General features: G+C 68.6%; 16 protein-coding genes. 10 read left to right on the top strand and 6 right to left on the bottom strand.

Annotation, left to right across the window (positions count from 1 at the left end; all coding sequences use genetic code 11):
- Positions 1–19 precede the first annotated feature (19 nt).
- The 8 genes from NA10_RS07610 (at position 20) to NA10_RS07575 (ending at position 7,253) form a co-directional block, all read left to right on the top strand.
- On the top strand, positions 20–1,027 hold the full coding sequence (locus tag NA10_RS07610; RefSeq protein WP_067565073.1) for a hypothetical protein: 1,008 nt from the start codon (positions 20–22) through the stop codon (positions 1,025–1,027).
- Between the two features lie 76 nt (positions 1,028–1,103).
- Positions 1,104–2,267 carry a glycosyltransferase family 4 protein gene (locus NA10_RS07605; RefSeq protein ID WP_067565071.1) on the top strand — a complete coding sequence of 388 codons (1,164 nt, stop codon included), beginning with the start codon at positions 1,104–1,106 and terminating at the stop codon, positions 2,265–2,267.
- Positions 2,268–2,381: 114 nt separating this feature from the next.
- Positions 2,382–2,771, top strand: a complete 390-nt coding sequence (locus NA10_RS07600; protein ID WP_067565069.1) for a polyketide cyclase / dehydrase and lipid transport — start codon at positions 2,382–2,384, stop codon at positions 2,769–2,771.
- A 43-nt stretch (positions 2,772–2,814) separates the two neighbouring features.
- Positions 2,815–3,252: an SRPBCC family protein gene (locus NA10_RS07595; protein WP_067565067.1), complete on the top strand. Its 438-nt coding sequence runs from the start codon at positions 2,815–2,817 to the stop codon at positions 3,250–3,252.
- A gap of 32 nt (positions 3,253–3,284) precedes the next feature.
- Complete coding sequence (locus NA10_RS07590) at positions 3,285–4,547, top strand: ArsA family ATPase (RefSeq protein WP_067565065.1); 1,263 nt, start codon at positions 3,285–3,287, stop codon at positions 4,545–4,547.
- On the top strand, positions 4,544–5,362 hold the full coding sequence (locus NA10_RS38540) for a TrbL/VirB6 family protein (protein WP_067565063.1): 819 nt from the start codon (positions 4,544–4,546) through the stop codon (positions 5,360–5,362). The genes NA10_RS07590 and NA10_RS38540 overlap by 4 nt, the downstream gene beginning before the upstream one ends.
- Entirely contained in the window at positions 5,359–6,363 is a 1,005-nt protein-coding gene (locus NA10_RS07580; protein ID WP_067565061.1) for an ROK family protein, read from the top strand. The genes NA10_RS38540 and NA10_RS07580 overlap by 4 nt, the downstream gene beginning before the upstream one ends.
- 164 nt (positions 6,364–6,527) lie before the next feature.
- A complete protein-coding gene (locus tag NA10_RS07575) occupies positions 6,528–7,253 on the top strand; it encodes a lysophospholipid acyltransferase family protein (protein WP_067565059.1) in 726 nt (241 codons plus the stop codon).
- 54 nt (positions 7,254–7,307) lie between these two features.
- On the opposite strand, the gene NA10_RS07570 is transcribed toward NA10_RS07575, so the two are convergent.
- Complete coding sequence (locus tag NA10_RS07570) at positions 7,308–7,811, bottom strand: polyadenylate-specific 3'-exoribonuclease AS (RefSeq protein ID WP_067565057.1); 504 nt, start codon at positions 7,809–7,811, stop codon at positions 7,308–7,310.
- Between the two features lie 206 nt (positions 7,812–8,017).
- Here NA10_RS07570 and NA10_RS07565 point away from each other — a divergent pair, with 206 nt between their 5' ends.
- On the top strand, positions 8,018–9,406 hold the full coding sequence (locus tag NA10_RS07565; RefSeq protein ID WP_067565055.1) for a class II 3-deoxy-7-phosphoheptulonate synthase: 1,389 nt from the start codon (positions 8,018–8,020) through the stop codon (positions 9,404–9,406).
- A 137-nt stretch (positions 9,407–9,543) separates the two neighbouring features.
- Here NA10_RS07565 and pknB read toward each other — a convergent pair whose 3' ends face one another.
- The gene (pknB, locus tag NA10_RS07560) at positions 9,544–11,547 is read right to left on the bottom strand and encodes a Stk1 family PASTA domain-containing Ser/Thr kinase (RefSeq protein WP_067565429.1); all 2,004 of its coding nucleotides are present in this window, start codon (positions 11,545–11,547) and stop codon (positions 9,544–9,546) included.
- Positions 11,548–11,653: 106 nt separating this feature from the next.
- Here pknB and NA10_RS07555 point away from each other — a divergent pair, with 106 nt between their 5' ends.
- On the top strand, positions 11,654–12,022 hold the full coding sequence (locus tag NA10_RS07555) for an Rv2175c family DNA-binding protein (RefSeq protein ID WP_067565053.1): 369 nt from the start codon (positions 11,654–11,656) through the stop codon (positions 12,020–12,022).
- 67 nt (positions 12,023–12,089) lie between these two features.
- On the opposite strand, the gene NA10_RS07550 is transcribed toward NA10_RS07555, so the two are convergent.
- The 4 genes from NA10_RS07550 to NA10_RS07535 all read right to left on the bottom strand — a co-directional run bounded on the left by NA10_RS07550 (position 12,090) and on the right by NA10_RS07535 (position 17,453).
- Positions 12,090–13,001 carry a phytoene/squalene synthase family protein gene (locus tag NA10_RS07550; RefSeq protein WP_067565052.1) on the bottom strand — a complete coding sequence of 304 codons (912 nt, stop codon included), beginning with the start codon at positions 12,999–13,001 and terminating at the stop codon, positions 12,090–12,092.
- Positions 12,998–14,521, bottom strand: coding sequence for an alpha-(1->6)-mannopyranosyltransferase A (locus NA10_RS07545; RefSeq protein WP_373862346.1), 1,524 nt, complete (start codon positions 14,519–14,521; stop codon positions 12,998–13,000). The genes NA10_RS07550 and NA10_RS07545 overlap by 4 nt, the downstream gene beginning before the upstream one ends.
- Positions 14,522–14,671: 150 nt before the next feature.
- Entirely contained in the window at positions 14,672–16,282 is a 1,611-nt protein-coding gene (crtI, locus tag NA10_RS07540) for a phytoene desaturase family protein (protein WP_067565050.1), read from the bottom strand.
- A 61-nt stretch (positions 16,283–16,343) separates the two neighbouring features.
- Positions 16,344–17,453, bottom strand: coding sequence for a polyprenyl synthetase family protein (locus NA10_RS07535; protein WP_067565423.1), 1,110 nt, complete (start codon positions 17,451–17,453; stop codon positions 16,344–16,346).
- Positions 17,454–17,731 lie beyond the last annotated feature (278 nt).

Below are 17,731 nucleotides of genomic sequence, written 5' to 3'. Positions count from 1 at the left end.
CCAACACCACGAGGTGGCAATGAGCGCACTGCGGCAGGTACGCGGCTGGTTGTCGACGAAGCGCCGCTTCCAGTTCTGCCTGACCCTGGTCATGGTCACCGGATTGACCGCCGCCTGCGGTGCGCTGCTCATGCTGCCCAATTCGGTGCTGCCCAAGCTGCGCGCGGTGGTGCCGGGCGGGGACAACGCGCTCATCGCCTCGGATCCGCAGGTCTCCGGATTGCATCGGCTGATGGACTCCTACGGCAAGGTGATCGCCGAACCGGTGACCACGGGAGCCGGGAAAGTCGGTGTGGTGCTGGGACATCCGGCGCGCGGCAGTGATATGGACGTGCTGGCGGGGGAGTTGTCCGCGGCGACGCAGGCGGTCAGCGCGCTCTGGGGTTCGGACTGGTCGCAGGCCCCGGTGGTGGTAGTGGCTTCCAGCCCTGCCGAATTCGCGGCGCTCACCAATGCGACCGGGGACGTGCCCGCCGAAGTGGCGGCGGCGACGGTCGCGGATCCCTTTCATCCGGGCGCGCGGATCACCGGCCAGCGCGTGGTCTTCGGACCCGAGGCCGGACGTCGGCTCGGCGCGGACGGCCTGCGTTCGGTGCTGCGCCATGAGCTCACCCATGTCGCGACCCGTGCGGTGACCGTCGACGGGTCGCCGCAGTGGATGCTCGAGGGCTTCGCCGAATACACCGCGCATCGCGGTATGCGCCAGCCCATCACCGAGGTCGCGCCGACTCTCACCGCGCGCGCCGGGGCGGGCGATCTCCCGGCCGATCTGCCCGCCGACGCCGCGTTCGAACCGGCCAGCGGTCAGGCCGCCGCGGTCTACGAACAGGCGTGGTCCGCCTGCGCTTTCATTGCCGATCAGTTCGGTGAGCCCCAATTGGTCTCGCTCTACCGGCAATTGGCGACCGGTCCCAAGGATCACGCGGCGGTCGAGTCCGTCGTGCGCGATACCCTCGGCTCGCCCTTCCCGGATTTCCTGGCGCGCTGGCAGTCTTGGATTACCACCCGGACCGCCGCGGGGGCCTGATCGACACGCGCGGAGTGGGTGCGCGAGGTTTCGGTTCGGGGGCGAGCACTCGGCACCGGTGCAGTAGGTTGATCGCATGGGGCGAACGCTGCTGGTTACCAATGATTTCCCGCCACGACCGGGCGGTATCCAGTCGTACGTGCACGCGCTGGCAATGCGGTTACCCCCCGATGAACTGGTCGTCTACGCCCCGCGCTGGAAGGGCGACAGCCACTGGAAATTCGATGCGGAACAGCCCTTCCAGGTGGTGCGGCACCCCACCACGCTGATGCTGCCCACACCGCTGGTGGCCCGCCGCGCGGCCAAACTGCTCCGGGACGAACAGTGCGATCGGGTCTGGTTCGGCGCGGCCGCACCGCTGGCGCTCATGTCCCCGCTGCTGCGCCGCGCGGGCGCGGAACGCATTCTGGCCTCCACCCACGGCCATGAGGTCGGCTGGTCCATGCTGCCCGGCGCACGCCAGGCGCTGCGCGCCATCGGCGACGGCACCGATGTCATCACCTATGTCAGCAAATACACGCGCCGCCGCTTCTCCGCGGCCTTCGGTGCGCAGGCCGCCCTCGAATACCTGCCGCCCGCAGTCGATTCCGAGGTCTTCAAACCCGATCCGCAGGCCCGCGCCGAACTACGCGAGCGCTACGGCCTCGGCGACCGCCCCACCATTCTGTGCCTGTCCCGCCTGGTTCCGCGCAAGGGTCAGGACATGCTGTTGATCGCCATGCTGGAGATCCGTAAGCAGATTCCGGGTGCGGTGCTGGTCATCGCCGGCGGCGGACCCTACGAGCAGAAACTGCACGCCCTCGCCGAATCGCTCGGCCTCACCGATGATGTGGTCTTCACCGGTCGCGTCCCCGCCGCCGAACTCGCCGCCCATCACACCCTCGCCGATGTCTTCGCCATGCCCTGCCGCACCCGCGGTCTCGGCCTGGATGTGGAGGGCCTGGGCATCGTCTTCCTCGAAGCCTCGGCCACCGGAGTTCCGGTGGTGGCGGGCAATTCCGGCGGCGCCCCAGAAACCGTGCGCGAGGGCGAAACGGGTTACGTGATCGACGGCAAGTCACCCGAATCCATCGCCAAGGCCATCATCGACGTGCTGTCCGACCGCGACGCCGCCGCCCGCATGGGCGCGGCCGGTCGCGCCTGGGTCCAGGAGCAATGGCGCTGGGACCGCATGGGCGAACGCCTGCGCGACCTCCTCGATCCGCCGGTCCGCAGCGCCCCCGGCATCACCCTGAACTAGTCGAAAGTCGTTCCGGCGGCCCGCGCGGCCTCCCGGACCTGCCGCTGACCCGCATCCGCCCGGTGCCGCCCGCCGACAGCGACCGGGTGAGTCCGCTGGGTTAGGCTCACCGATGTGAGCAGTATCCAGGTTGCCGATCAGACCTTCGTCGCCGCGTCCGGCGTCGCCGTCGGGGAAATGCTGGCCGATCGTGGCCGCTGGCGGCAGTGGTGGCCGGACCTGCAGTTGCAGGTGCGGGAAGATCGGGCCGACAAGGGAATTCGGTGGACCGTCACGGGTGCGGCGACCGGCACCATGGAGGTGTGGCTGGAGCCCATGCTCGACGGGGTCATCCTGCACTACTTCATGCATGCCGAACCGCAGGGCGTCGAGGGCATGTCGGCGCGGGATCTGCTGGCCGTCAACCGCACTCGCCGCGTCGCCGGGAAGAAGATGTCCTTCGAGGTCAAGGCGCGGCTAGAGGCCGGTCGTAAGGCCGGGGTCGCACCCGCCGCCGCGCAGTAGAACCGTTCCCCGTTCCGCCCTTCGAAAGGAAGCGTTGTCACCCATGGCCGATCGAACTCAACGGTCGATCGTGATCGACGCCCCCTCGGATCGAGTGATGGCCGTGATCGCGGACCTGGAGTCGTATCCGGAATGGGTCGCCGCGGCCCGCTCGGTCGAGGTGCTCGATAAATTCCCGGACGGCCGGGCGCGCACCGCGCGTTTCGTGCTCGACGCGGGCGTCGTGAAGGACACCTACACCCTCTCCTATACCTGGCGCGCGGACGGTAAGGCCGTCAGCTGGACCCTGGTCGGCGGTGATCTGCAGAAGGCCCAGGACGGCACCTACGAGCTGATCGCGCAGCCCGACGGCGGCACCCAGGTGGTGTACGAACTCACCGTGGACCTGAACATTCCGATGATCGGCATGTTCAAGCGCAAGGCCGAGAAGGTCATCACCGATACGGCATTGAAAGAACTCAAGAAACGGGTCGAAGGCTGACCGCGAGCGGTACCGAGGGACCTGCCACCCGGGTGGAACTGTTCGTCGGCAAGGGTGGGGTGGGAAAGACGACGCTGGCGTGCGCGACCGCACTCGCCTACGCGCGCGGCGGACAGCGGGTGCTGCTGGCCTCGCTCGATCAGGCGCATTCCCTGGGCGATGCCCTGGGATTCCGGTTCCGGCACGAACCCGGCAGTGTGCCCGGGGTGGCGGCGGTACAGTCCGGACTCGATGTGATCGAGGTGGATTCCCTTGCGCTGCTGGAGGATCGCTTCCGCACGGTACTGCTCATGGTCTCGGGAGAGGGGCATGAGCACGGTATCGATCTGAGCGCCCTGGACCCCGCCGAACTCACCGGCCTGCCCGGCGTCCAGGAGATCCTGGCGCTGTTGGAGATCACCGAATTCGCCAAGACCCGGCAGTGGGATGTGATCATCCTGGACTGTCCGCCCTCGGCCGATATGCTGCGCATCCTCACCGCGCCGGACACCCTGCTCGGCTATCTCGAACGGGTCTGGCCCGCGCACGCGCGCACCCTGAGCGCCATCGGCGGCGATCTGCGCCGCGCGGTGCTGGCGGTCACGGTCGAGCAGATCGTGGCCGCGGTGACCGCCGCTCGCGATCTCATCGCCGATCAGCGGCGCACCACCGCGCGCCTGGTCACCGCCGCCGAGCAGGTGGCCGTCGCCGAATCCGCGCGGGTGCGCTCGGCCGCGGCGCTGCTGGGCCTACGGCTGGAAGCCGTCCTGGTCAACAGGGTGCTGCCCGAGACCGCCGCGCCCGACTACGGTGCGAATATTCACCCCGCCGTGCAGTGGTATTTCAACCGTCGCGGGGAACAACTGGATGTGGTCGCCGATCTTCGTAAACGTATGGGTGGTATCCCGGTCCAGGTGGTGACGCATGCCGGGGCCGAACCCGTGGGACTGAGTTCGTTAACGGCACTGTCCTTCGCGGTCGATGCGAGTGGTAACTGGGTGGGACCGGGTCCGGTCCCTATGCTTGGCACTGATGTGGACGGGGTGCCGTCCGTTTCGGCCGGGCCGATGGTTCGGCTGGAGGCGGGAACGGGTGTGCATTCGGTGTTCGCCATGCGCATGCATCTACCCGTGGTCGATCCGTCGACCCTGCAGCTGGGACGAGTGGAGGACGATTTGATCGTGGGAGCGGACGGGGTCAGGCGCCGACTGCGGCTGGCGCCGGTATTGCGGCGGTGCACGGTCGACGCCGCCGAACTCGACGGCGATCAGTTGGTGATCCGCTTCCGGCCCGATCCCGAGGTCTGGCCGAAATGACCGCGACACACGGCCACCCGCGGGCCGGCCATCCGGACGACAACTTCAGCGAATTCGCCGAAGAACTCCGCCTGCTCGCCGAAGCGGTCCTCGAACGCGTCGAACCGGTACTGCGGCGCACCGCCGCCGACGGCCGCACCCAGTGGTCCAGCTGCGCGTGGTGCCCGGTCTGCGCCGCCGCCGCGGTGGTGCGCGGGGAACACCACGATGTGGTCGCCGCCATCGCCGATCACGGCACCGCCATCGTGACGGTGCTGCGCGAAGCCCTCGCGGGTGTGCCCGTGGAGCCGGTGATCCCGCCGGACCTGGACCCCGAATCCCCGGAATACCATGCCTGGCTGCGTGATTCATTCGGTCACGGCGACTTCGACACCCCGGACGACCGGAGCGCCCGGGCCGGTGACGGTGAATCCGGTACTCCCGGTGCGGATTCCGCCCGGGGCGACGGTCCGGACGCCGAATCCGATCCGGCGGCAACCGATTCCCGGACCGCCGGCGCGCATACCGGAACCGGCGCCGCGTTGGCCGGGCTGATCGCGCGTTTCGCCGCGGGCGCACAGGGCATGCGGACCGAACGCGCTCGGCCCGCGCAGACCGCCGCCGGAGCGACAACGAACGACTTCCAGAAGCGCGCGGGCGACGCCTCCGACGCGAGCGCCCGCGGCGGTGTGGGCGCGGGCTCCGGCGATTCCTTCGAACCCGGGCCGGGTGCGGCCGGACGGCCGAGTGCCACCTCCGAGCGCGGCGATCAGGGTCGCGGGCGGGGGGCGACGCGGGCCGGGTATGTCCCCATCGACGTGACCATCAAGGCATGAGGGGCGGTGGGCAGGTGCCGCTGACGGTGGGAATCGATGTGGGCGGCACCAATATTCGCGCGTCGGTGGTCGACGGCTCCGGTGAGGTGCTCGATACCGTGACCGCCTCCACGCCGCAGTCCGCGCGGTCGCTGGAAGACGGGCTGGCGCGGGTGGTGAAGGAACTGTGCGGCCGCCATACGATCGGCGCGGTCGGACTGGCCGTGGCCGGATTCGTGGACGAGGACCGGGCCACGGTGCGGTTCGCGCCGCATCTGCCGTGGGAGGACGCACCCGTCGCGCGGCGGCTCACCGATCGACTCGGATTGCCCGTACTGCTCGAACACGATGCGAACGCGGCACTGTGGGCGGAGTACCGATTCGGCGCGGCGGCGGGCGGGCGCAATGTGGTGCTGGTGGCCATCGGCACCGGGATAGGAGCCGCACTGCTCAGCGACGGGCGGCTCTATCGCGGAAGTTACGGTGTGGCACCCGAACTCGGGCATCTGCAGGTGGTGCCGAACGGTCGCGCCTGCGCCTGCGGTAAGCGCGGCTGCTGGGAAAGATATTGCAGCGGAACGGCTCTGGTGGACACGGCGCTGGAACTGCTGGCCACCGATCCGACCCGCTCCACCATGCGGGCGCGCGAGGTCGGCCGCGATCCGGGTTCGCTCACCGGTCGCCGGGTGGCGGGCGCGGCGCAGGACGGTGACCCGGTGGCGCAGGACGTGATGGCCGATTTCGCCCGCTGGCTGGGCCTGGGTCTGGCCTTCGTCAGCGATATCTTCGATCCGGATCTCATTGTGGTGGCGGGTGGTGTCAGCTCCTCGGCCCCGCTGTTCCTGGACGATGCGCGCGAGCATTACGCGGGGTCCATCACCGGCGCCCGGCATCGCCGGCTGGCCCGGATCCGCACCGCCCAGCTCGGGGAGGCCGCGGGCATGATCGGTGCGGCCGAACTCGCGCGCGCGGCGCTCGAGGCGCAGCGTGATGCGGTCCCGGCGGGTCCGGCCGGGCGCTGACACGCCGGGGCGGATCGCCGACCCTTGACGTAAAACCTGGGTGAACCGGACACATCAGACAGTGGGCGGTTGGTCACCGCCAGGTCTCAGCGGTAGGGTGGCGAAGAGAGTGTGGTGCCCGCAACGAGGCCGGTCCCGGGTATCGAAACAGGGGAAAGGACGCAATGTTCTACTGGCTGCTGAAGTTCGTCTTGGTGGGACCGTTCATCCAGCTCATCAACCGGCCCAAAGTCGAAGGCGTGGAGAACATCCCCGCCGATGGCGCCGCGATTCTGGCGGGTAACCACCTGTCGTTCACCGACTGGCTGTTCACCCCCCTCGCGAGCCCGCGTCGCATCACCTACCTGGCCAAGGCCGAGTACTTCACCACCCCGGGTTTCAAAGGCCGCCTGCAGAAGTTCTTCTTCTCCGGTGCGGGCCAGTACCCGATCGACCGCTCCAGCGGCACCGCCGCCGAGGGCGCCCTCGACTCCGCGCGCAAGCTGCTGAACGAGGGCCGACTGGTGGGCCTGTACCCCGAGGGCACCCGCTCCCCGGACGGTCGCCTCTACAAGGGCAAGACCGGTGTCGCCCGCCTGGCCCTCGAGACCGGTGTCCCGGTCATTCCGGTCGCGCTGATCGGCACCGACGAGGTCTGCCCGCCCGGACCTTTCCGCTGGCGTCCGCGCAAGGTCACCGTGAAATTCGGTAAGCCCATCGACTTCTCGCGGTACGAGGGCATGGGTGGTAACCGCTTCGTCGAGCGCGCCGTCACCGACGAGATCATGTACGAACTGATGCGTATGAGCAATCAGGAGTACGTGGACGTCTACGCAGCCTCGCTCAAGAAGGGCGTCCCCTCGGGCACCCGCCCCGATGCCGACCGCATCCCCCAGACCATGGCGGGCTGAGTCCACCTCAGCCAAACCCGGGCCCCGAGAGCGACTCTCGGGGCCCGAGCCATATCAGGAGGCTTGCCGGCGGCGATGCGCCTCGATCGCCTCGAACTTCGCCAGATTGTGCCGGGCATCGGCGAGCGCGTCGTGCGCGTCCTTCGGGATGGGCGGCAGCGGCGGCTGCCCGTGCTGATTCCAGTGCTGGCGCAGCTCGTTGGTGTAGCGGGGGAGCGCGTTGGGGAGATCGACCATGGAGCCCCAGAGCTGGCACAGTGCCACGTGATCGTAGGCGCCGACCCAGGCCCACAGCTCCGGCTCGATGCCCGGGCGGGGCAGGAAGAAGCGGTAGAGATCCTCGCGGATCTTCTCGCGGCTGCGCCACAGATGCGAGGCGGGCGGCGGTAGTTTGGGCAGCACATTGCGGCGCACGAACGGCCCGGCCTTCTCGGCATCGAATTCCGTTGAGACCGCGTAGTATTCGCGGCCGTCCTCGCAGACCACGGCAATGGAGACGAGATCGATGGTGACCCCGTTTTCGATGAATTCCGAGTCGTAAAAATATCGGAGCGAGATCGGTCTCTCCTCGGTTAGCGGCCGGGGGCCTTTGCCTTCGACGCAGGGTATGGGGGACGATCCGGGCAGATCCTCCGGGCTTCCAGCCTAATTCCCGGCCCGCGACGGCGGCGGCAGGCCCCATGTCGCGATGGGTTCGCACGGTGTTGGGTATTCCAGCCCTGGGTGTAGTCCGCGGCGTTTGTCGTGGTCCGTATTCTGAACGAGTGAACTGGACCGTCGACGTACCGATCGATCGCTTGCCGGAACTTCCCCCGCTGCCCGCCGAGCTGCGTCGCCGACTCGATGACGCGCTGGCTCGCACCGCTCTGCAGCAGCCCTCCTGGGATCCCGAGCAGGCCGCCAAGATGCGCACCGTACTGGAATCGGTGCCGCCCATCTGCGTACCCGCCGAGGTGGAGGAGCTCAAGCTGCGCCTGGCCGAGGTGGCGCGCGGTGAGGCCTTCCTCATGCAGGGCGGTGACTGCGCGGAGACCTTCGCCGACAACACCGAACCGCATATCCGCGGCAATATCCGCACCCTGCTGCAGATGGCCGTGGTGCTCACCTACGGCGCGAGCCTGCCGGTGGTGAAGGTCGCGCGCATCGCCGGCCAGTACGCCAAGCCGCGCTCCTCCGATACCGATTCCCTCGGCCTGATCTCCTACCGCGGTGACATGGTCAATTCGCTCGTCGCCGATCCGGCTGTGCGCGAACATGATCCGTCGCGCCTGGTGCGCGCCTACGCCAATGCCTCGGCCGCCATGAACCTGGTGCGCGCGCTCACCTCCGCCGGTATGGCCGATCTGCACAAGGTGCACGACTGGAACCGCGAGTTCGTCGCGCAGTCCCCGGCGGGCGCCCGTTACGAGGCCCTGGCCGCGGAGATCGACCGCGCGCTGGCGTTCATGAACGCCTGCCGGGTGAACGATCCGAACCTGTCCACGGCCCGGCTCTACGCCAGCCATGAGGCTCTCGTGCTGGATTACGAGCGCGCCATGCTGCGCCTGAGCCATCACCCCACCACCGGTGAACCGCTGCTCTACGATCTGTCCGCGCACTTCCTGTGGATCGGTGAGCGCACCCGTCAGCTCGACGGCGCGCATATCGCCTTCGCCGAACTGCTGGCGAACCCGATCGGTCTCAAGATCGGTCCCACCACCACGCCGGAAATGGCCGTGGAGTACGTGGAGCGCCTGGATCCGAACAATGAGCCCGGCCGCCTGACACTGGTCGCCCGCATGGGCAATCAGAAGGTGCGCGAGGTGCTGCCCGCGATCATCGAGAAGGTTCAGGCCACCGGTCACCAGGTGATCTGGCAGTGCGATCCCATGCACGGCAATACGCATGAGACCTCCAACGGCTACAAGACCCGGCACTTCGACCGGATCGTCGACGAGGTGCAGGGCTTCTTCGAGGTGCATCACGCGCTCGGCACCCACCCGGGTGGTCTGCACATCGAGCTCACCGGTGAGAACGTCACCGAATGCCTCGGTGGGGCGCAGGACATCTCGGATCTGGATCTGGTGGATCGGTACGAGACCGCGTGTGACCCGCGCTTGAACACCCAGCAGTCGCTGGAGTTGGCGTTCCTGGTGGCGGAGATGCTTCGCTGAGCGAATCGCTCAGGCGCACAAGGAGATAGGAATGCGGCCCGATCCTGGTGGATCGGGCCGCATTCGTCCTACAGGGGGTGGATACCGGCCACAAGCATGCCGGGATGACGGGGAGGCTCGGCTGGGATGACCGGAGGTCAGGGGATGGCCACCAGGGTGACGGTGGAGCCGGATTCGATATTGCCCAGCGTGCTCTGTGAGATGACGAGCGAGCTCTCGTTCGAGGCCAGTTGGCGCACAGTCACTTTGAGGCCCAGGGCTTCGAGTTTGGCGCGGGCCGCGGCGACATTGGAGCCCAGTACGCTGGGCACCTCGACGGCGTTGTTGACGATGAGGGTGACCCCGTCGCCGGTCTCGACCATCGTTCCGGCGACCGGATCGGTGGCGATGACCTGACCGGCCTTGACCTTGGCGTCGTACTGGGTCCTGGTGTCGCGCACCGTGATTCCGGCCTTCTGCAGAATGCCCTTGGCCTCGTCCTCGGTCTTACCGCTCAGATCCGGCATCTTGATCGGCGCGGATCCCTTGCTGCGGTACACCTTCACGCTGCCGCCCGCGGGGAGTACGGTTCCGGGGCCCGGATCCACCTTGGCGAGTGTGCCTTTGGGGGCGGTGCTGCCGATCTCGCCCGAGTCGACCGGTGTCAGGCCCGCGTCCTTGATCGCCTTGGTCACGCTGCCGACATCCTGTCCGGGGGTGACGTCCGGGACCTTCGGTTTACCGCTGGAGACCAGGACCGCGACCGTGGAACCCTTGATGATCTTGGTTCCGGCGGCCGGATCGGTGCCGACCACATTGCCCACCGGAATGATGTCCGAGGCCTTCTGTCTGGTCTCGGTGTCGAAGCCCGCGTCCTGGAGGGTGGAGATGGCGCGCTGGGTGTCGAGTCCGGCGATGGAGGGCACCGCCGAATATCTGCCGACGCCCAGCCACCAGCCGCCGATACCGAGCAGCAGGGCCAGGGCGACCACGATGCTGAGCCAGATGATGACGGTTCGCCGGGATTTACCGCGATCCTCGATGAGGTCGGAGCGATGTCCGCGATCGGGTTGACGCGGCTCCTGCCGGGTGGGCGGGGCGTAATCCGGCGGAATCTCCCTGGCGGCGGTCATGACCCGGGTCTGCTGATGCGGGGGCACGTGCATGGTCGGCGGATCGGCCGGTATGCGCGTGGTGACATCGGCGGCCGCGTAGGGCGCGTGCCGCACGGGCTCGGGGGTGCGCGGGGCCGGGCGCGCGGGCGCGGCCTGGCCGACGCGATAGCGGGCGCTGAGATGTTCGGCCGATTCGGTCGGGGAGGGGACCCGGTAATCCGGTAGCTGCAAATCCCGGGCAATCCGGCGTAGCTCACGCGCCATTTCGGTGGCATCGCCGAATCGATGCGAGGGTTCGCGCGCGGTGGCGTGCGCGACCAGCTCGTCGAATGCGGGCGGGACGCCGGCGATGAGCCGGCTCGGGCTCGGCACATCCTTGTCCACGCGTTGCAGGGCGATGGAGATGGAGGTGTCGCCGTTGAACGGGGTTCGCCCGGTGAGCATTTCGAAGATGAGGATGCCCGCCGAGTACACATCGCTGCGCGCATCGGCGCTACCGCTGGTGACCTGTTCCGGGGAGAGGTACGCGGCGGTGCCCAGAATCACGCTGTCGGAGGTGATGCTCGCCGCCGCGACCGCGCGCACCAATCCGAAGTCGGCGATCTTGACCTCGCCCGAGTCGGAGATGAGCACGTTCTCGGGTTTGATATCGCGGTGCACCAGTCCGGCCGCGTGTGCCACGCCGATGGCGGCGAGCACGGGTTCGGCGACGGCGCGCACCGCGTGCGGCGGCATGGGTCCGCGTTCGCGCAGCAGTTCGCGCAGGGTGCCGCCCTCGACCAACTCCATGATCAGGAATGGGTGATCGCCGTCCACGCCTTGGTCGTAGACCGCGACCAGTCCGGGATGCTTGAGCTTGGCGACCGCGCGGGCCTCGAGTTCGAAGCGGGCGAGGAATTGTGGGTCGTTGGCGAACTTGGGGTCCATCACCTTGATGGCGACCGGTCGGTCCAAACGGGTGTCCACCCCCCGGAACACCGTGGACATACCGCCGCGCGCGATCGGCGCGTCGATGCGGTAGCGCCCTTCCAGCATCTGGCCGATCAACTGCAACCCTTCCGATTTCCCAGCCGCCCTGCGCGACTGTGACCCGATGGTAGTCGGGTCGGGGTGTGATGCGGCGGACGCGGCGCGACCGACTACCGTTGTACCCGTGAGTGCCATCCCCTACAGCGATGATGTCCTGCCGGATTCGGTCACCGTGCTTCCCCTGCCCGATGTGGCGGAGTTGCTCGGTATGTCCGTGACCCGGGTGCACCAGATGCTGCGCGAACATCAGCTGATCGCGGTCCGCCGCGACGGTGTTATCGGCGTCCCGAAGGAGTTCTTCGACTCCGAAGGGCAGATCGCCAAGCATCTCACCGGCCTGATCACCGTCATGCGCGACGGCAAGTACACCAACGAGGAAATCCTCGAGTGGATCTACACCGAGGACGACTCCCTCCCGGGCCGCCCCATCGACGCCCTGCACGGCGACCTGGCCCGCGAGGTCATCCGCCGCGCCGCCGCCGACCCGTTCTGACCCGCGAATAGCCTTCCGTGTCCGGTGCGCGGACATCGGGCACGGAACAAGCGCGATGCCGTCCCGGCTACCGCAGGTCCGCGGCGAATTCCCTTGCGGCGACGCGTAGTCGGCGGTGCCGGGGGACGGTGGCGCGGCGGGTGAAGACCGCGTAGTCGGTGCGTTCTATCTCTTCGAGGATGGCGCTGTAGAGGGTCGCGGCGGTGCGGATGGCGGGGCGGACGCGGGGGGTGAGCAGGTCGATGCCGGGGGTGGCGCGGCGGTAGATGCCGCGGTTGACGGCAATGAGGTGGGCCAGGGCGCGGCGGACCCGGGGGTCGGTGCGGCCGGTGTCGCGGCAGTGTTTCAGCAGGTCGTCGTCGACGCCGAAGGCGGAGAGTTCATCGGCGGGGAGGTAGACGCGGCCGCGGTCCAGGTCTTCGGCGATATCGCGCAGGAAATTGGTGAGCTGGAAGGCTTCGCCGAGTGCGGCCGCGGCGGGTTCGGCCTCGGCCAGCGGGACCACCGTGCCCAGGATGGGCAGCATTTGCAGGCCGATGGCGGCGGCCGAGCCGCGCATGTAGTCGCGCAGGGCGTCCATGCTGGGGTAGCGGTCGCGGTACTGCGGTGCACCCGGGATGTCCATCCGCATGGAGTCCAGGAACACCCAGAAGTGTTCGGGCGCAATGGAATACCGCAGGATCGTATCGGAGACCGCGAGCAGTGTCCGGTCGTCGGCGGCGGTGCCGGGGGCGTGCGCGAGTCGCCCGCGCAGGTCGTTCTCGATGTGGTCCAGTCGCGCCGCGGAGTCCTGCGGCCGGGTCGCGGCCGCAGCGCCGTCGACAATGTCGTCCACCCGGCGCGCGAACGCGTACAGCGCGTGTACGGCCGGTCTGCGCTCCGGCTCCAGCAGCCGGGTCGCCAGGAAGTAGGTGCGCCCGTGTTCGGCGGCGATCCGGCGGCAATCCCGATAGGCGCGTGCGAGTTCCGGCGAGGTCATGCCGGGGTGGGTGGCGGGCTCACGGTCGCCGGATGATGTGTATGCGCGCTCAGCTTGAGGGGGTCGACGGTGCGCAGCGAGACCGCCGCGACCACGGCCGCGAAGGTCGCCAGCGCCACATGCCAGAAGCTGTACAGCCCGATCGACCCGTCGGGCTGGAAGACCAGCATGAGCCAGGTGCACAACCCGACCAGTACCTGCAATGTGGTGGTGGACAGCGCGAATCCGGCGGCCAGCGCCAGCGGCCACGAGTAGTACCAGGGCAGCGCGGCGGGCGACAGGATCACGATCGCCACGAAGGCCACGGTGATACCGAAGACCGCTTCCTTCTCGGTATGCCGGAAGCGCCACCACGCCCACACCAGAATCACGACCAGCGCGAGCGCGCAGAGGAAGCGCGTCACCGACAGCACCGACTCCATCCGCAGCGGCGTCACCCAGGTGGTCATATGCGCCATGATGGTCGGCAGCGACAGCCAATTGATGATCTTCTTCGAGCCGGACAGCGCGGTCAGCCAGCCGATGCCGACATCGGCGAGCGCGGAGGCGGCAGCGAAGACCACCCCGAACACCGCCACGCCGAGTCCGGCGATCTTGGCGAACATCAAAGCGGGATGCGGTAATTCACCTTCGCCCTGGGCGGCGCGGCGCTCGCGTTCGTGCACCATCCAGATCCACACCAGGAACGGCAGCGCGATACCCGCGGTCGCCTTCACCCCGACACCGATGGCCACCACCACGATTCCGGCCACATGATGGTGTTCGAGCACCAGCGCGATACCCGCGGCCATCAGGCCGACCATGAGCATCTCGTTGTGCACGCCGCCGATGAGATGGATCAGCACCAGCGGATTGAGCACCGCCAGCCACAGCGCGGTGGTCGGGCGACCACCGAGGTGTTTGGTGAGATGCGGTACCGCCCACATCATCAGCGCGAGACCGGGCAGCATGACCAGGCGCAGCGCGATGGTCCCCGCCACCACATTGTCGCCGGTGATGGAGGTGATACCGCGTGCCAGCAGCAGGAAAATCGGTCCGTAGGGCGCGGTGGTGGTCGTCCACACCGGGCTCACATTGTCCAGCAGCACACCGGGATTCACCACCGGCCCGACCTGGTACGGATTGAATCCGTCGCGCAGCAGCGCACCCTGCGCCAGATACGAGTAGGCGTCGCGGGAGAACATCGGCACCGCGAACAGCAGTGGGAAGATCCAGATTCCGACGATGGCGCGCAGTTCGTTCAGCGTCACCCGCGCGCCGGGGACGGTGCCCAGCGTCGCGCGCCCGAGCCGCACCCACGCGGTGATCATGGCCAGCACGCCGATCCATACGAACACCGTCGACAGCGCGTACCCGTGCCCGAAGCGCAGCCAGGACAGATGCGCGGCCTCCAGCAGCGGATCGCTGCGGCGCACACTGCCGGCGCCGAAGCCGCCGAAGGTGATCATGAGTGCGCCGAAGAAGCCCAGCAGTGCGGCCTTGCCCTCCGGGCTGCGGGCGAAATCGGCCCAGTTCCGCATCCAGCGATGCGACTCGGAGTCGGCGGCTACCAGGGGCTTCGGGTCGAGGGTCGTGATGGTGATGTCCATATCGGGGGTCGGCATCGGTGGTCGTTCCCCCCGGAAAGGTCAGCGGCGGCGGCCGCGCGTGGATTCAGGACGCCGGTCAGTCTAGTGCTTGTGCGCCGGTGCTACCGCCCGGGCGGGGGAGGATCCGGCCCGGGCATGTCGGAGATCACCCGTGATGCGGGTCGCGGCGAGTTTGCCGGACAGCAGCACGGTGGGCACGCCGACGCCGGGAACCGTACCCGAACCCGCGAGTACGACATTGTCCCGCCCGGGCACCAGATTCCGGGTGCGGAAGGGGCCGGTCTGCCGGAACAGATGTGCGGCGGAGAACGGTGTGCCCGCGAGCATGCCGCGGTCCTTCCAGGTCTGCGGGGTGTCCACGACATCGATGCGGAAGTGCTCCGAAATGCCCTGATAGCCGCGCGTTTCCAGGGTTTGCAGGAGTTCGCGCAGATAGTAGGGGGACAGGTGGGCCCAATCCAGCGGCGCGGCATCGAGGTTGGGGCAGGGGGCGAGCAGCGACAGTGGTTCGTAGCGGGTGGTGTCGTTCAGGTGACCGGTGGCGTCGATGCGCTGTTCGGCGCGCTCGAGGTACAGGTTCGGATCGGTGAGCGCCGGGCGGGTGAGCAGTAGCGAGGGGTCGCCCATGAGTTTGCCGTGCCCCTTGCGGGCCGCGATCTCGGTGAAGGTGCGATCCCATTCGCGGCCGAAATCGATGGTGTGATGCGCCTGAACCGGCCATTCCGCGGCAATGTGCGCGGGGATGGTGCCGTGGGCGACCACCGCCGAGGGGGAGGCCCGCAGTCGGCGGCGGCGCAGGCCGAAGGTGTGCAGCGACCCGATATCGGCGGTGACGACCAGGGCGTCGCAGGACAGGGTGCGGCCGTCGGCGGTGCGCACGGCGGTGGCGCGGCGACCGGCGTAGTCGACTCCGATGACCTCGGTCCGCAATTCCAGGATGCCGCCCGCTTCGGTGAAGGCGCGGGCGAGGGCGTCGGCGATCGCGCGCATACCGCCCTGCGGGTACGAGACCCCGAGGCAGGTGTCCATATAGGGGATCGCGCCGTACACCGCGAGGGCCTGATTCGGGGCCGTGCCCGCGAACAGGGACTGGAAGCTGAAGAGCCGGGCGAGCTGATCGTCGCCCATGAGCCCGCGGACCCGATGCCCGAGCCGTCCGAACGCACCCAGCCGCACCAGTTTCAGCAGTGCGGATCGTTTCTCCGGGTAGCGCACCATATCCAGCGGTGAATCGAAATTGGTGTCCATGAAGTGTTCGAACTCGGATTCGTAGACCCCGCGCAACCAGCCGCGCAGTCGCCGATACCGTTGTCCCGCAGCGGTATCGCGCACCCGGGAGATCTCGGCGGTCATCTCGTCCGGATCGGAGTACACCCCGACACTCGTGCCGTCGGCGAAACGCGCCCGATAGGCCGGGGCCAGGTCGATGATTCGCAGCCCCATCGATTCGCGGGTCTGCCCGACGGCGGCCAGGGCCTCGTCGATCAGCTGCGGGACGGTGAGAATCGTTGCCCCGGAGTCGATCTCGTAATCGGCCCCGCGATACAGCCCGACCCGCCCGCCGGGATGGTCGGCCCGCTCCAGCACGGTCACGGCTCGCCCCGCGCCCGCCAGGTGCAGTGCCGCCGCCAGTCCGGACAGGCCCGCGCCCACCACGACTATCCGATCGGTCGGTCCCACAACGGTTTTCATACCTGTTCCCTTGCTCTGCGATCGGCGGCGGGACGCCGCGGCCCGGGGCGGGTTCGAGTCGTCAGTACACGCGCGCGGTGGCGGCCAGCGCCATGGCGCGCAATTGGCGCTTGGCATCGGCGGTCGCGGTGCTGGCGTCCAGGGCGGTGAGCGCGCGATCGGTGAGATCGGTGATGCGCGCCTCGACCGCGTCCACCGCACCGAGATCGGTGAGTATGCCGCGCAATTCGGCGACCTGCTCGGGTGTGACGTCGGTGCCGAGACTGCTGCGCAGCAGGGCCGCTGCCGCCGGTGCGCCGACATCGGCGCGGCGGAGCGCCTCGGCGATGAGCACGGTGCGCTTGCCCTCGCGCAGATCGTCGCCGGAGGGCTTGCCGGTCACCGCGGGATCGCCGAAGACGCCGAGCAGATCGTCGCGCAGTTGGAAGGCGATACCGATATCGGTGCCGAATTCCCGGTAGGCGGCGATCAATTCGTCATCCGCGCCGGCCAGGGCCGCGCCCAGGTGCAGCGGTCGTTCGATGGTGTACGCGGCGGTCTTGAACCGGTTGATCAGCAGCGCCGCCTCGGCGGATTCGTCGCCGCCCGCCTCACCGTGGATGTCGAGGATCTGCCCGCTGAGCACCTCGGTCCGCATGGCCGACCACACCGGCGCGAACCGCCGCTCCTGTCCGGCGTCGAGTCCGGCGCCGCGGGTCATGTCATCGGCCCAGGCCAGTGCCAGATCGCCGATGAGGACCGCGATACTCGCCCCGTAGTGCGCGGGATCGCCCGCCCATTGGCCGTCCCGGTGCCGGGTCTCGTAATCCACGTGCACGGTGGGGAATCCGCGCCGGGTGCGCGAGGAGTCGATGATGTCATCGTGGATGAGCGCCGCGGCCTGCACCAATTCCAGTGCGGCACAGGCGGTCAGCACGGCATCGGCCTGCGGATCGTCGGCGCTCTTACCGGCCCCGAGCCAGCCGGTCCAGGCGAAGGCGGGCCGGGTGCGTTTACCGCCGCGCAGCACGAAATCCTCGAGGGCGCGCGCGGTATCGGCCACCACCGGGCCGAGCGGCTCCAGAATCTCGCGCCGCGTGACGAAGAAGTTCGCGAGGCGCTCCTCCACGGCGGCGACGAGTGATCCCGCGCCGACCGACTGACGTGTCGGGGTACCGGGTCCGGCGGACAGAGGATCCTCCTGCAGGTGTGGCCGCGACCCGCAGTGGTCGCGCGCGAGGTTCGCCGAGAACTGTACTGTCCCGCCTCCCCGCGACGATGGCGGGCCACCGAGGACGTCCAGTTCGCTATGACCGATGCCACAGCGCGCGGGCGGGCATCTCAGATGGCGGGATACCGTCGCCGTGCGCTGGTCGTATTGTCCGCGCCGGTGCGGGAATTGACGCGTCGTCGCAGCGTATCGGGTTGGGTCCGGGTAAGCGGTCCCGTGATTGCCCTTAAACTGGGCCG

The sequence above is a fragment of the Nocardia acidivorans NBRC 108247 genome, from assembly GCF_001625085.1.
In the GTDB taxonomy this organism is placed as follows: Bacteria; Actinomycetota; Actinomycetes; order Mycobacteriales; family Mycobacteriaceae; genus Nocardia; species Nocardia acidivorans.
The sequence above is the reverse complement of the archived record's forward strand: the minus strand, read 5'-3'. Positions and strand labels throughout refer to the sequence as shown.

What these genes read in the sequence shown, in the direction of transcription:
- NA10_RS38540 (WP_067565063.1), top strand. Translation starts at nt 4,544, where the DNA reads ATGACCGCGACACACGGCCACCCGCGGGCCGGCCATCCGGACGACAAC.
- NA10_RS07550 (WP_067565052.1), bottom strand. Translation starts at nt 13,001, where the DNA reads ATGACCTCGCCGGAACTCGCACGCGCCTATCGGGATTGCCGCCGGATC.
- NA10_RS07545 (WP_373862346.1), bottom strand. Translation starts at nt 14,521, where the DNA reads ATGCGGAACTGGGCCGATTTCGCCCGCAGCCCGGAGGGCAAGGCCGCA.
- NA10_RS07595 (WP_067565067.1), top strand. Translation starts at nt 2,815, where the DNA reads ATGGCCGATCGAACTCAACGGTCGATCGTGATCGACGCCCCCTCGGAT.
- NA10_RS07610 (WP_067565073.1), top strand. Translation starts at nt 20, where the DNA reads ATGAGCGCACTGCGGCAGGTACGCGGCTGGTTGTCGACGAAGCGCCGC.
- crtI (WP_067565050.1), bottom strand. Translation starts at nt 16,282, where the DNA reads ATGAAAACCGTTGTGGGACCGACCGATCGGATAGTCGTGGTGGGCGCG.
- NA10_RS07575 (WP_067565059.1), top strand. Translation starts at nt 6,528, where the DNA reads ATGTTCTACTGGCTGCTGAAGTTCGTCTTGGTGGGACCGTTCATCCAG.
- NA10_RS07580 (WP_067565061.1), top strand. Translation starts at nt 5,359, where the DNA reads ATGAGGGGCGGTGGGCAGGTGCCGCTGACGGTGGGAATCGATGTGGGC.
- NA10_RS07605 (WP_067565071.1), top strand. Translation starts at nt 1,104, where the DNA reads ATGGGGCGAACGCTGCTGGTTACCAATGATTTCCCGCCACGACCGGGC.